This window comes from Novosphingobium sp. CF614 (assembly GCF_900113255.1).
Lineage (GTDB): Bacteria > Pseudomonadota > Alphaproteobacteria > Sphingomonadales > Sphingomonadaceae > Novosphingobium.
In genome coordinates, this window is sequence record NZ_FOOR01000001.1 from 254192 (window position 1) to 266394 (window position 12203).

Genomic DNA, 12203 nt, shown 5'->3' on the forward strand with positions numbered 1-12203 from the left:
TGAACTCCATCCTTCGACAAGCTCAGCATGAGCGGGACGTTCTTGGTGAGGGCCATGCTCCAGCGTCCGCTCGTGCCGAGCCTGTCGAGGCACCCCCGCCGCGCCATCGTCATGGCTTCGGACTGGCGTGCTCGGCCACGAACGCGGCGATCGCCTCGTATTCGCCCGGCAGATCGACGCACTTCTCCTCGCGGTCGAACAAGTCGCCGACGCGCGCGGGAAGGCTCGGGCGATGACCGGTCGCGCGTTCGACCGCCTCGGGGAACTTGGCCGGATGCGCGGTCGCCAGCGTGACGACCGGCGTGCCGGCAGCGATCCCGGCGGCGCGCGCGGCGAACAGCCCGCAGGCGGTATGCGGATCGATCAGTTCGCCGCACATCTCCCAGGCCCAGCGGATGGCCTGCGCCATTTCACCGGCATCGGCGCGGGCCGACTGGAACAGGGCGGCGGCGCCTTCCCGCTGGGCGTTGGTGAGTTGCATCGTCCGGGTGGCCTCGAAACCCGCCATCTGCTCGGCCATGGCCTTGCCGTCGCGGCCGCCCAGGTCGAACAGCAGGCGCTCGAAGTTCGAGGAGACCTGGATGTCCATCGAAGGCGCGGCGGTGGGCGTCACCGTGCCTTGCGAATAGTCGCCGCTCGAAAGCGCGCGGTGGAGGATGTCGTTGACGTTGGTCGCCACGATCAGCCGCGCCACCGGCAGCCCCATCCGCGCCGCGACATAGCCGGCGAAGACATCGCCGAAGTTGCCGGTCGGCACCGCGAAGGCCACTGCGCGGTGCGGCGCGCCAAGCTGCAGCCCGGCCGCGAAGTAATAGACCACCTGGGCCATCAGCCGCGCCCAGTTGATCGAGTTCACCGCGCCGATGGCGAAGCGATCGGTCATCGCGCGGTCGTTGAACATGCGCTTCACCATCGCCTGGGCATCGTCGAACGAGCCTTCGATGGCGATATTGTGGACATTGGGCGCCAGCACCGTGGTCATCTGCCGCCGCTGCACGTCGGAGACGCGGCCCCTGGGGTGGAGCATGAAGATGTCCACCTTCTCGCGCCCGGCCACCGCGTCGATCGCGGCCGACCCGGTATCGCCCGAAGTGGCGCCGACGATCGTCAGGTTGCGGTCCGAGCGGGCGAGGAATTCCTCGAACAGCAGGCCGAGCAATTGCAGCGCCACATCCTTGAAGGCGAGCGTGGGGCCGTGGAACAGCTCCAGCAGCCACTGCTGCTCGTCCAGCTGCCGCAGCGGCGTCACCGCCTTGTGGGCGAAGCGGCCGTAAGCCTGCGTGGTGAGTTCGAGCAGGCGCTCATAGGCCAGGCTTTCACCGACGAACGGCGCCATGATCCTGGCGGCCAGTTCGGCATATGGCAGGCCCGCCATCGCGGCGATTTCGGAGGACGAGAAGCGCGGCCATTCGCGCGGGACGTAGAGACCGCCGTCGGAAGCGAGGCCGGCCAGCGTCGCTCCTTCGAAATCGAGCGCCGGAGCGCCGCCACGGGTGCTGATATATTCCATGGCACGCGCGGTTAGCCCCGGCGCGCCGGTTAGGCAATCCTCAGGACGCCGACGGGCCCCGCTTCATGAGCGCGAGCGCATAGATCACCAGCGCCGTCGCCGCGAACAGGAACCATTGGACCGCGTAGGACAAGTGGTTGTTCGGAATCTCCGAGGGATCGGGAATGGCGTTGGCCTCAAGCCCGCCAAGCGCCGGATCGGCGACCAGGCGCGGGCCCGGGGCGATGATCCCGCGCACTTCCCCGCCCCGCCAGTGCGCCGCCGCATTGGGCTGGCGCGACCAGCCCAGCACGACGCGCGCCGTGACGCCGTCCGGCAGGGTGCAATCGGCGGTCTGCGCCATTCCAAGGTCGCCGGCGCGACTGCGGCCGGCGATGCTGCTGTGACCGGTCACGGCCGAACACGTCAGGCGCGCGCGGCGATAAAGCTGATTCTCGTCCACCCCCTTCGCGGTCCAGGCGATTTCCGCGGCCAGGCCCCGTGCCGCGGCGTAATGGGCGAGCAGCGCCTCCTTTTCATGGAGGCGCCGCAACTGCCAGAAGCCCAGCGAAATCATGATGCCGACCGCGACCAGGACAACCCCGGTGGCAAGGACGGGAATCCGGCGCCTCATTCGTCCTTGATCCGGCCTTCCCCGGCGCGGCGGCGATATTCGGCGCCGAGCAGCCAGGCCTTGGCGATTCGTAGCCCGCCGATCACCAGCGCGGTGGTAAACGGTATCCACAGCAAGGCGTGAACCCAGAACGGCGGTTCGACCGAAAGCTGCAGCCAGATCGCCAGCACCGCGACCACGGCGCCGACGATCAGCGTCAGGAATGCCGCCGGACCGTCACCGACGTTGAACTGCGCCAGGTCCAGGGCGCAGGCCCGGCAGCGCGGCGCGAACTTTGCCACGCCGTCGAACAGCGTGCGCGCGCCGCAGCGGGGACATAGACCGAAAAAGGCAGCCGAAGCGATGTCCGGCTGCCCCTTGGTGTCTTGCCCTTCGGTATCCTGGTTGCCGGGGTCCGGCATCAGTGCGTCGGGTAGCCCCAGCCGCCCCAGATATAGACCGCGACGAACAGGAACAGCCACACCACGTCGACGAAGTGCCAGTACCAGGCCGAAGCCTCGAAACCGAAATGCTGGCGCGGGGTGAAATCGCCCCGGTACGTGCGCACCAGGCAGACGATCAGCATGATCGTGCCGACGATCACGTGGAAGCCGTGGAAGCCGGTCGCCATGTAGAAGGCCGAACCGTAAGTGTTGCCGCCGAAGCCGAACGGGGCATGAAGGTATTCGTAACCCTGGATCGACGTGAACAGCAGGCCGAGCAGGATCGTTGCCCACAGGCCCTTCTTCAGGCCGTCGCGGTCGCCGTGGATCAGCGAATGGTGGGCCCAGGTAACGGTGGTGCCCGAGCACAGCAGGATCAGCGTGTTGAGCAGCGGCAGCGCGAAGGGATCCATCACCGCCTCGATCGCCTTGGGCGGCCACTGGCCGCCGACCGTCTCTGCGATCGTCGAGGGGAACAGCGAGAAATCGAAGAAGGCCCAGAACCAGCCGACGAAGAACATCACTTCCGAAGCGATGAACAGGATCATGCCGTAGCGCTGGTGAAGCTGCACCACCGGGGTATGGTCGCCCGCGTGCGCCTCGTTGACGATCTTGGAGAACCACGTGAACATCGCGGCGAGCAGCAGCGCCATGCCCAGCCAGGGCACGAAGTGCCCGCCAGGCATGCCGTGCATGAACAGGACCATGCCCGAGGTGAACGTGAAAGCGCCGATGGTGGTCGCCAGCGGCACGATGTCCGGCGGAAGAATGTGGTAATCGTGGTGCTTGGTCCCGGCCATGGTGCCTTCGTCCCCGTTTTCGAAACTGTCTTTGGCTTGCGACCCCCAAAGGGCGCCGCGAATGGTTTCCCGTGGGCCCTTAACCGCCCGTCCCGCTCTGGTCCAGTGCCTTTGCGTCACCGGTGGACGTGACGTGGAAAGTATAGCTCAGCGTGATCTGCTCCACGTCCTTGTTGTCCGGATCGTCCAGGATCGCCGGATCGATGTAGTAGATCACCGGCATGCGGGCTTCCTCGCCCGGCTTCAGGGTCTGCTCGGTGAAGCAGAAGCACTGGATCTTGTTGAAATACCGGGCCGCCTGCTCGGGCTCGACGTTGAAGCTGGCGGTGCCGGTGACGGTCCGGGCCGAATCGTTCCTGGCCCAGAACAGCGCCATGTCGCGCACCCCGATGGAAACCGTGTCGGTATGTTGCAGCGGTTTGAATTCCCACGGCATCCCGCGCTCGACATTGGCGTCGAAGCGGATCGACATCGTGCGCCCGCTGTCCTTGACGGTGGCGGCCTGCGCCTCGTCCACGCGCTGGGTGGTGCCGCCAAAGCCGGTTACCTGGCAGAACATGCGGTAGAGCGGCACCGAGGCATAGCCCAGCCCCAGCATGCCCAGCGCCGCCGCGAACGCCATGAGCGCGACCTTGCGGTTGCGGGCCTTGGGGTTGCCGGCCTTGCGGTTGTTGCCCGGGCTCCGTGGGGGCTGATTCGCCACTGCCGCCATCGCCTCAGCTCATCTTGGCGATCGAGATGAAGAAGACCAGGACGACGAAGGCCGCGAGGCTCAGCGCCAGCACGCGATTGCGGCTCTTGCGGATCTGCTCGGCGGTGCGGGAATCGCGGGGGCTTTCCATGGCGTGGTCTTTCAAATGACGATGAAGCGGTCCACCACCAGCGCGGCGAACAGCGCGAAAAGGTAGATCACCGAATAGGCGAAGAGCTGCTTTTCAGGCTTCATCCTGTCTTCCGGCCCGGTCCGCTCGCGAACGGCGACGCGGATCGCCATGGCCAGGAACAGGCTTGAAAGCACCAGTGCGGCGATGCCGTAGACGGCGCCGGCGTGCTCCTTGCCGGGCAGCCACCAGGGCAGCACGCTCAGCGGCAGCAGCAGCACGGCATAGGCGAGGATCTGGCGCCGCGTGGATTTCTCCCCGGCGACCACCGGCATCATCGGGATGCCGACTTTGGCATAGTCGCTCTTCACGAACAGCGCCAGCGCCCAGAAGTGCGGGGGCGTCCAGAAGAAGATGATGGCGAACAGGACCACCGGCATCAGCGTGACGTGCCCGGTCGCCGCCACCCAGCCGATCAGCGGCGGAAAGGCGCCGGCGCCGCCGCCGATGACGATGTTCTGCGGCGTGCGCGGCTTGAGCCAGATCGTATAGACGACCGCGTAGTACACGATCGAAACCGCGAGGATCGCGGCGGCCAGCCAGCCGATCGCGAATCCCATCAGGAACACCGATCCCGCGCACAGCAGGCCCGCGAAATCGCGCGCGGTGGTGCGGTCCAGCCGGCCCTGCGGCAGCGGCCGCCCGGCGGTCCGCTTCATCCCGGCATCGAGATCCGCTTCCCACCACTGGTTGAGCGCGGCGGCGCCGCCCGCGCCCATGGCGATGCACAGGATCGCGGTGAAGGCGAGCACCGGGTGAATCCGCTCGGGCGCGGCGATCAGCCCGCACAGGCCGGTGAAGATCACCAGGCTCATCACCCGCGGCTTGGTCAGCGCGAACAGGTCGCGCCAGTCGGCCGGCAAAGGAACGCCCGGCGCCGAAGGCGGCTGCCGGCAGTCTCCCCTCCCGCTTGCGGAAGGGGCCGGGGGGAGGGCCTGTTTCATCTTACCCACGCAACGCACAAAGGGAGGGCGGCATGCCCTCCCCCGCCCCCTCCCGCAAGCGGGAGGGGAGATTGAGGTGCCCGTTCCCCTGCGGAACGGGCGTGTCCCGTCAGTGGTGAGCCGCTTCCTCGATAACCGGAAGCGTCTCGAACTGGTGGAACGGCGGCGGGCTCGACAGCGTCCACTCCAGCGTGGTCGCGCCTTCGCCCCAGTAATTGCCTGCCGCCTTCTTGCCGGCGGCGAAGGCGTAGATGATGTTGACGAACCACACGACCAGGCTGGCGGCCATCACCATGTAGCCGATGGTGGCGACCTGGTTCCAGTGCGCATAGGCCTCCGCATAGTCCGGATAGCGGCGCGGCATCCCCTGCAACCCCAGGAAGTGCATCGGGAAGAAGATCATGTTCACGCCGATGAAGAAGATCCAGAAATGGACGTGGGCCAGGAACTCCGAATGCATCCGGCCGCTCATCTTCGGGAACCAGTAGTAGAACCCGGCGAAGAGCGCGGTCACCGCGCCCAGCGAGAGCACGTAGTGGAAGTGCGCGACGACGTAGTAGGTATCGTGCAACACGTCGTCGACGCCGCCGTTCGCCAGCACCACGCCGGTCACGCCGCCCACGGTGAACAGGAAGATGAAGCCGAGCGCCCAGATCATCGGCGACTTGAACTCGACCGAGCCGCCCCACATCGTGGCGATCCACGAGAAGATCTTGATACCGGTGGGCACCGCGATCACCATGGTCGCGGCGGTGAAGTACATCTTGGTGTTCACCGACATGCCGGTGGCGTACATGTGGTGGGCCCACACGATGAAGCCGACCACGCCGATCGCGACCATGGCATAGGCCATGCCGAGGTAGCCGAACACCGGCTTCTTCGAGAAGGTCGAAACGATCTGCGAGATGATGCCGAAGCCCGGCAGGATCATGATGTAGACTTCGGGGTGGCCGAAGAACCAGAACAGGTGCTGGTACAGGACCGGATCGCCGCCGCCCGAGGGATCGAAGAAGGTGGTGCCGAAGTTGCGGTCGGTCAGCAGCATGGTGATCGCCGCGGCGAGGACCGGCAGCGAGAGCAGCAGCAGGAACGCGGTGACCAGCACCGACCACACGAACAGCGGCATCTTGTGCATGGTCATGCCGGGCGCGCGCATGTTGAAGATGGTGGTGATGAAATTGATCGCGCCCATGATCGAGCCGGCGCCGGCAAGGTGCAGCGAGAAGATGCCGAAATCGACGGCGGGTCCGGGCGAGCCGGAAGTCGACAGCGGGGCGTAGACGGTCCAGCCGGTGCCGGCGCCCAGGCCCGTGCCGCCCGGCACGAAGGCCGAGAGCAGCAGCGAGCAGAAGCCCGCCACGGTCAGCCAGAACGAGATGTTGTTCATGCGCGGGAAGGCCATGTCCGGCGCGCCGATCATCAGCGGCACGAACCAGTTGCCGAAGCCGCCGATGATCGCCGGCATGACCATGAAGAACACCATGATGAGGCCGTGCGCGGTAATCAGGACGTTCCAGACGTGCAGCGTGGAATTGAAGTCCGGGTTCACCGCGCCGAACCACCTGGCGAAAGTATCCAGGTACTGGATGCCCGGCTGGGCCAGTTCGATGCGCATCATACCCGAGAAGGCACCGCCGATGATCCCCGCGAAGATCGCGAAGATCAGGTACATCGTGCCGATGTCCTTGTGGTTGGTCGACATGAACCAGCGGGCGAAGAACGCCGGCTTGTGATCGTGATCGTGCCCGTGGTCGTCCGCGTGGGCCTGGAAATGTTCAGCGGTGGTTGCCATGTTCTGGTGACCCTGTCCTTGAAATCGCGCTTATTCGGCTTCGGCGGTGGCTTCGGCGGCCGGAGCCTCCGACGCGCCGGCGGCCGGCACCGTCTCGGCCGGCACCACCTGGGCAGCGGCGGCGGGCTTGGCCTGGCCATCGACCACGCCGCCGGCGTGAGTCAGGACCCAGGCATCGTACTTGTCACGCGGGAGCGCTTCGACGGCGATCGGCATGTAGCCGTGCTTGGCGCCGCAAAGCTCGGAGCACTGGCCGTAATAGACGCCGGGCTTCTCGATCATCAGCACCTTTTCGTTGATGCGGCCCGGCACGGCGTCGAGCTTGAACCACAGCGAGGGCACCGCGAACGAGTGGATCACGTCGGCCGCGGTGATCTGCAGGCGGATCGGCTCGCCGGCGGGAACCACCATGCGGTTGTCCACCTCGAGATGCGAGGGGCCGTCCCAGGGCTTGGAGCCGACTTCGCGCACGCCGTTGTTGATGGTCGGCTGGCCAGGAAGGTTCAGCATGTTCGAAATGACTTCGAAATCGCCGTTGTCCGGGTAGCCGTAAGTCCAGAACCACTGGTTGCCGGTGATCTTGACGGTCAACGCGCCCTTGGGGGCGGGCTTGTACTGCTTGGCGATGAGGTCGATCGAGGGGACGGCGATGCCGATCAGGATCAGCACCGGCACCAGCGTCCACACCACTTCGATGAGCGTGTTGTGGCTGGTCTTCGAGGCGACCGGATTGGCGCGGCGGTTGTAGCGGATCGCGATCCAGACCAGCAGGGCCAGCACCAGCACGCAGATCGCGGTGATGATCGGCATCAGCACGATGTCGTGAATCCAGGCGCCGTATTCGCCGAGCTTGGAATACTGTTGCTGCAGGCCGATGCCGTCGGGCACCGGCATGCCGACGCCGGGGGTCGGCTTCATCGGCACGTAGCTGCCGGCCGCGGGTTCGGAAGCAGCGGCGGCCTGGGCAAGCGCGGGCGTGGCCGCGGCGGCAAGGACACTGGCGAGGGAAAGACCGAGAGCCTTCACGGACTGGCTCGCGGCGCTGGCGGTTTTGCCAAATATCATCGTTGTTGCGCTTCCGTTTTCCTTTGAACGCGCTAGCGAGTCGGCCCGCCTGCACGCACCCCTGATGCGGAGGCGAAAGCCCCCCGTCGGCGGGCCTATACGCGCGCTTGCCGCGTGTCTCAAGCGCCTCTAGGGGAATTTTTGACTGGGCGTGCGTCAAACGTGCGCCGGATCAATGCAAATCGCATCAGGGCAAATCGCATCAGGGGTTACGTTCGCAATGACCGACGAAGAGGTCCTCGCCGAGTTTCGCGCCAGCAAGGCTTTGCTTGAGGGGCACTTCCTGCTCTCCTCCGGCCGCCACAGCGCCCATTACCTGCAATGCGCGCGCGTGCTGATGAATCCGAACCGGGCCGCGCGGCTGGCGGTGGCGCTTGCCGCCAGGCTGCCGCACGATATCCGCAAGCAGGTCGGCAAGGTCGTCTCGCCGGCGATGGGCGGGGTCGTCATCGGCCAGGAAATGGGCCGCGCGCTGCAAGTCGACGCGATGTTCGTGGAGCGGCCGACCGGCACTTTCGAGCTGCGGCGCGGCTTCGCGCTGGAGCCGGGCGACAAGGTCCTGCTGGTGGAGGACGTGGTCACCACCGGTCTTTCCAGCCGGGAAGCGATCAAGGCGATCGAGGAAGCCGGCGGCAAGGTCATCGCGGCGGTCTCGCTGGTGGATCGCTCGGCCGGAGCGGCGGAGCTGGGCGTGCCGTTCTTCCCGCTGGTTGCGCTCAACTTCCCGACTTACGCCGCCGACGAGCTGCCGCCCGAGCTTGCCGGCACCCCGGCGGTCAAGCCCGGCAGCCGGGCGCTGTCATGACCCTGCGGCAAGCTCGGGGCGAGCGGGTCGACGCGCCCAAGCCCGGTCGCCTGCGCCTTGGCGTCAACATCGATCACGTGGCGACCATTCGCAACGCGCGCGGCGGCGCCCATCCCGATCCGGTGCGCGCGGCCGAAGTCGTCGCCCGGGCGGGCGGCGACGGCCTGACCGTGCACTTGCGCGAGGATCGCCGCCACATCCGCGACGAGGATCTCGAGCGCATCCAGGCCGCCACCGGCCTGCCGCTCAACCTGGAAATGGCGGCCACCGACGAGATGCTGGAGATCGCGCTGCGCCACCGTCCGCACGCCGCCTGCATCGTGCCCGAACGGCGCGAGGAACGCACCACCGAGGGCGGCCTGGACGCGGCCGGGCAGCACAACCGCCTCGCCCCGATCGTCGCGCGCCTCTCTGACGCCGGCATCCGCGTCAGCCTGTTCATCACGCCCGAACCGCGCCAGATCGAAGCGGCGATGAAGCTGGGCGCACCTGTCGTCGAGTTCCATACCGGCGAATACGCGCATGCCGGCGATGCCGAAGTCGCGGCCGAACTGACGCGCATCGCCGACATGGCCGCGCTCGCGGTCAAGAACGGCATAGAGCCGCACGCCGGCCACGGCCTCACATACGAAAACGTCCAGCCGATCGCCGCGATCCCCCAGCTCGCCGAACTCAACATCGGCCACTACCTGATCGGCGAGGCGATCTTCTGCGGGCTGGAGGCGAGCGTGCGCAAGATGCGGACGCTGATGGACGAAGCGCGATGAGCAGGATCGCGCGCGCATGATTATCGGCCTTGGCTCCGACCTCTGCAACATCGAGCGCATCCAGGCCTCGCTCGACCGCTTCGGCGCGCGCTTCGAGAACCGCGTCTTCACCGATCTCGAACGCGCCAAGGCCGATCGCCGGCCGTTCACCAAGGCCGGCACGCTCGCCAAGCGCTTTGCCGCCAAGGAGGCTTTCTCCAAGGCGGTCGGCACCGGCTTCAAGGCCGGCGTGTTCATGAAGGACATCGGCGTCGTCAACGCCAGGTCGGGCGCCCCCACCCTGGCGCTGACCGGCGGCGCCCGCGCGCGGCTCGATTCGCTCGTGCCCGCCGGCCATGAAGCGGTGGTTCACCTGACGCTCACCGACGATCACCCATGGGCCCAGGCCTTCGTCGTCATCGAAGCCCGCCCTCTTCCTCCGGAGCAGGCGGCCCAGCAGGCCGCCGAACAGGAACCGAGTTACCCCCGACCATGACCGATACCGCCGCGCCCACCGTTTCCGACGCCCAGGGAAAGGGCGCAAGGCCCCAGAAGGTCAACTGGCTGCACGAGATGCGCGGCCTGGCATTGATGCTGCTGGGCGTGCTGGCATTCCATTCGTTCGTGGCCAAGCCGTTCTACATCCCCTCGATCTCGATGATGCCGGGGCTGCTGGTGGGAGACCGGCTGGTGGTGTCCAAATACGCGTACGGCTGGAACTGGTCGTCGCTCAGCTTCCACCTGCTGCCGCGCGATACCTGGCGAATCCTGGGCCGCACCCCGCAATACGGGGACATCGTCATCGTCGTGCCGGGCAACCGCAAGGAAGATCTCATCAAGCGCGTCGTCGCGCTGCCGGGAGACCGCATCGCCGTGATCGACGGGCGCATCCGGATCAACGGCAAGTTCATCCGGCGCGAGGTGGAACCGCCGGTGCAGATCCCGGCCGACGATTCGCTCCAGTGCGAGGGACAGGCGCCGGGCGAATGCTATCGCGGCTTCGAGGCCTTCCGCGTGCGCCTGCCCAGCGGGCGCGAGGTCTACGAACTGCCGACTTATCGCGAAACGCTGCCCAACGGCGCGAGCTATCAGGTGATCGACTATACGGACCAGGGCCTCGACCACTACCCGGAGATCGCGGTGCCGGAAGGCCATGTCTTCCTGATGGGCGACGACCGCGACCGCTCGGCCGACAGCCGGGCCCCGTTCGACACCGACTTCCTGGGCAATCCGGGCGGCGGGCTGGACGGCCCGGTGCCGCTGTCCGACATCGGCGGACGCGCCGAACTCATCACCTTCTCGCTCGACGGCACGCAGACCTGGAACCCGCTGACCTGGTGGAACGCGATGCGCCCGGGCCGCACCTTCACCAGCCTGCGGCCGCCGATCGATCCGGCCCAGCCAGCGAAGCAGGCGGCGGGCCACTGAGCCACTTGGCCGCGATCACCCACCCATGCCCTTGACCGCGGCGCCCCGGCAGGCGAGACGCAGCGCGCATGGCCCGCAAGTTCCTTTACCTGATCGCCGTCTGTCTCGTGCTCTACGTCGGCGTCAGACTGGTCCTGACGTTCTATGCCGAACAGCTGACGGAATTGACCTTCGTGCCGGACGGCCCGTTCCGCGATCGCCAGGCGCTCGCCGCCAAGGCTTATGACGATCGCCGGATGTGGATCGCCCGGCCCGGCATGAAGCCGCTGGACGATCCGGCACGGTGGCTGCCCCCCGGCATCCGCCAGGCGCCCGGCCGGCTCGGCGCCGAGGCCTTCTTCATCCACCCCACCAGCTATATCGAGAAGGGCGACTGGAACGCCGACCTCGGCGACGCCACCTCGCGTGAGCGCGCCGCGCTGTTCGTCAAGGCGATGGCAAGCCCCTTCAACGCCTCCGAAGCCATCTGGGCACCGCGTTACCGCCAGGCGGCGATCGGCGCCTTCCTGACCGACAAGCCCGAAGCGGAACGGGCGATCGACCTTGCCTATCGCGATGTCCTGGCCGCTTTCGACGTCTTCATCCGCGACGTGCCCCGGGACCGGCCGATCGTGCTGGCCGGCCACAGCCAGGGCGCCTTCCTGCTGCGCCGGCTGCTGCGCGACCGGGTGGCCGGAACGCCGCTCGCGGGGCGCGTCATCGCCGCCTATGTGATCGGCTGGCCGGTCTCGATCGATCACGACCTGCCCCGGATGGGCCTGCCGGCCTGCGCCAGGGCCGGCGATTCGGGCTGCGTGCTGAGTTGGCTCACGGTGGCCGACCCGGCGGACACGGCGATGCTGACGAGGGCTTACGGACGCCGCAAGGGGCTGGACGGGAAGCCGGTGGGCGGCAGCGCCTTCCTGTGCACCAATCCGCTCACCGGGCAGCAGGGCGGCTCCGCCGATGCCTCGCAAAACGCCGGCACGCTCGTTCCGGACTTCAGGAGCGGAACCGGCGAACTGGTGGAACACATGGTGCCCGCCGCCTGCGCGCCGGACCACTTCCTGCACATCGGCCCGCCGCCCAAGCTGGACCTTGATGCCTACGTGCTCCCGGGCAACAATTATCACGTCTATGACATGACGCTGTTCTGGAGCAATCTCCGGTCGGACTACGAAAGGCGGGCGGCGGCATGGCAGGAAGCGCATCGCTGAC

General features: G+C 67.1%; 14 protein-coding genes. 5 read left to right on the forward strand and 9 right to left on the reverse strand.

Features of this window, described 5'->3' with window-relative positions; genetic code table 11:
• Nucleotides 1-109 precede the first annotated feature (109 nt).
• From thrC to coxB, 9 genes are all read right to left on the reverse strand, one after another.
• A complete protein-coding gene (gene thrC, locus BM052_RS01205) occupies nucleotides 110-1510 on the reverse strand; it encodes a threonine synthase (protein WP_091142249.1) in 1401 nt (466 codons plus the stop codon).
• Nucleotides 1511-1550: 40 nt separating this feature from the next.
• Nucleotides 1551-2123, reverse strand: coding sequence for an SURF1 family cytochrome oxidase biogenesis protein (locus BM052_RS01210; RefSeq protein WP_091142250.1), 573 nt, complete (start codon nucleotides 2121-2123; stop codon nucleotides 1551-1553).
• On the reverse strand, nucleotides 2120-2524 hold the full coding sequence (locus BM052_RS01215) for a DUF983 domain-containing protein (RefSeq protein WP_091142253.1): 405 nt from the start codon (nucleotides 2522-2524) through the stop codon (nucleotides 2120-2122). The genes BM052_RS01210 and BM052_RS01215 overlap by 4 nt, the downstream gene beginning before the upstream one ends.
• On the reverse strand, nucleotides 2524-3345 hold the full coding sequence (locus tag BM052_RS01220) for a cytochrome c oxidase subunit 3 (protein ID WP_091142254.1): 822 nt from the start codon (nucleotides 3343-3345) through the stop codon (nucleotides 2524-2526). The genes BM052_RS01215 and BM052_RS01220 overlap by 1 nt, the downstream gene beginning before the upstream one ends.
• 79 nt (nucleotides 3346-3424) lie before the next feature.
• The gene (locus BM052_RS01225) at nucleotides 3425-4048 is read right to left on the reverse strand and encodes a cytochrome c oxidase assembly protein (RefSeq protein WP_255405877.1); all 624 of its coding nucleotides are present in this window, start codon (nucleotides 4046-4048) and stop codon (nucleotides 3425-3427) included.
• 13 nt (nucleotides 4049-4061) lie between these two features.
• Nucleotides 4062-4187 carry a hypothetical protein gene (locus BM052_RS20175; RefSeq protein WP_255405878.1) on the reverse strand — a complete coding sequence of 42 codons (126 nt, stop codon included), beginning with the start codon at nucleotides 4185-4187 and terminating at the stop codon, nucleotides 4062-4064.
• 11 nt (nucleotides 4188-4198) lie between these two features.
• A complete protein-coding gene (locus tag BM052_RS01230) occupies nucleotides 4199-5041 on the reverse strand; it encodes a heme o synthase (protein ID WP_369821488.1) in 843 nt (280 codons plus the stop codon).
• Nucleotides 5042-5279: 238 nt separating this feature from the next.
• Complete coding sequence (ctaD, locus tag BM052_RS01235) at nucleotides 5280-6962, reverse strand: cytochrome c oxidase subunit I (RefSeq protein WP_091142262.1); 1683 nt, start codon at nucleotides 6960-6962, stop codon at nucleotides 5280-5282.
• Between the two features lie 30 nt (nucleotides 6963-6992).
• Nucleotides 6993-8027: a cytochrome c oxidase subunit II gene (coxB, locus tag BM052_RS01240; protein WP_091142265.1), complete on the reverse strand. Its 1035-nt coding sequence runs from the start codon at nucleotides 8025-8027 to the stop codon at nucleotides 6993-6995.
• A gap of 220 nt (nucleotides 8028-8247) precedes the next feature.
• Here coxB and pyrE point away from each other — a divergent pair, with 220 nt between their 5' ends.
• The 5 genes from pyrE to BM052_RS01265 all read left to right on the forward strand — a co-directional run bounded on the left by pyrE (nucleotide 8248) and on the right by BM052_RS01265 (nucleotide 12202).
• Nucleotides 8248-8832 carry an orotate phosphoribosyltransferase gene (pyrE, locus tag BM052_RS01245; RefSeq protein ID WP_091142267.1) on the forward strand — a complete coding sequence of 195 codons (585 nt, stop codon included), beginning with the start codon at nucleotides 8248-8250 and terminating at the stop codon, nucleotides 8830-8832.
• Complete coding sequence (locus BM052_RS01250) at nucleotides 8829-9599, forward strand: pyridoxine 5'-phosphate synthase (RefSeq protein ID WP_091142269.1); 771 nt, start codon at nucleotides 8829-8831, stop codon at nucleotides 9597-9599. The genes pyrE and BM052_RS01250 overlap by 4 nt, the downstream gene beginning before the upstream one ends.
• Before the next feature lie 16 nt (nucleotides 9600-9615).
• Entirely contained in the window at nucleotides 9616-10074 is a 459-nt protein-coding gene (gene acpS / locus BM052_RS01255) for a holo-ACP synthase (RefSeq protein WP_091142272.1), read from the forward strand.
• Nucleotides 10071-11006, forward strand: coding sequence for a signal peptidase I (lepB, locus tag BM052_RS01260; RefSeq protein ID WP_091142275.1), 936 nt, complete (start codon nucleotides 10071-10073; stop codon nucleotides 11004-11006). The genes acpS and lepB overlap by 4 nt, the downstream gene beginning before the upstream one ends.
• 68 nt (nucleotides 11007-11074) lie before the next feature.
• Nucleotides 11075-12202, forward strand: a complete 1128-nt coding sequence (locus tag BM052_RS01265) for a DUF3089 domain-containing protein (RefSeq protein ID WP_091142277.1) — start codon at nucleotides 11075-11077, stop codon at nucleotides 12200-12202.
• The last annotated feature ends 1 nt before the right edge of the window (nucleotide 12203 follow it).

Bases quoted from the DNA above. Each gene is read 5' to 3' on its own strand.
- BM052_RS01265 (WP_091142277.1), top strand. From the start codon at position 11,075: ATGGCCCGCAAGTTCCTTTACCTGATCGCCGTCTGTCTCGTGCTCTAC.
- pyrE (WP_091142267.1), top strand. From the start codon at position 8,248: ATGACCGACGAAGAGGTCCTCGCCGAGTTTCGCGCCAGCAAGGCTTTG.
- BM052_RS01215 (WP_091142253.1), bottom strand. From the start codon at position 2,524: ATGCCGGACCCCGGCAACCAGGATACCGAAGGGCAAGACACCAAGGGG.
- acpS (WP_091142272.1), top strand. From the start codon at position 9,616: ATGATTATCGGCCTTGGCTCCGACCTCTGCAACATCGAGCGCATCCAG.
- thrC (WP_091142249.1), bottom strand. From the start codon at position 1,510: ATGGAATATATCAGCACCCGTGGCGGCGCTCCGGCGCTCGATTTCGAA.
- lepB (WP_091142275.1), top strand. From the start codon at position 10,071: ATGACCGATACCGCCGCGCCCACCGTTTCCGACGCCCAGGGAAAGGGC.
- ctaD (WP_091142262.1), bottom strand. From the start codon at position 6,962: ATGGCAACCACCGCTGAACATTTCCAGGCCCACGCGGACGACCACGGG.
- BM052_RS20175 (WP_255405878.1), bottom strand. From the start codon at position 4,187: ATGGAAAGCCCCCGCGATTCCCGCACCGCCGAGCAGATCCGCAAGAGC.
- BM052_RS01220 (WP_091142254.1), bottom strand. From the start codon at position 3,345: ATGGCCGGGACCAAGCACCACGATTACCACATTCTTCCGCCGGACATC.
- coxB (WP_091142265.1), bottom strand. From the start codon at position 8,027: ATGATATTTGGCAAAACCGCCAGCGCCGCGAGCCAGTCCGTGAAGGCT.
- BM052_RS01230 (WP_369821488.1), bottom strand. From the start codon at position 5,041: ATGAGCCTGGTGATCTTCACCGGCCTGTGCGGGCTGATCGCCGCGCCC.
- BM052_RS01250 (WP_091142269.1), top strand. From the start codon at position 8,829: ATGACCCTGCGGCAAGCTCGGGGCGAGCGGGTCGACGCGCCCAAGCCC.
- BM052_RS01210 (WP_091142250.1), bottom strand. From the start codon at position 2,123: ATGAGGCGCCGGATTCCCGTCCTTGCCACCGGGGTTGTCCTGGTCGCG.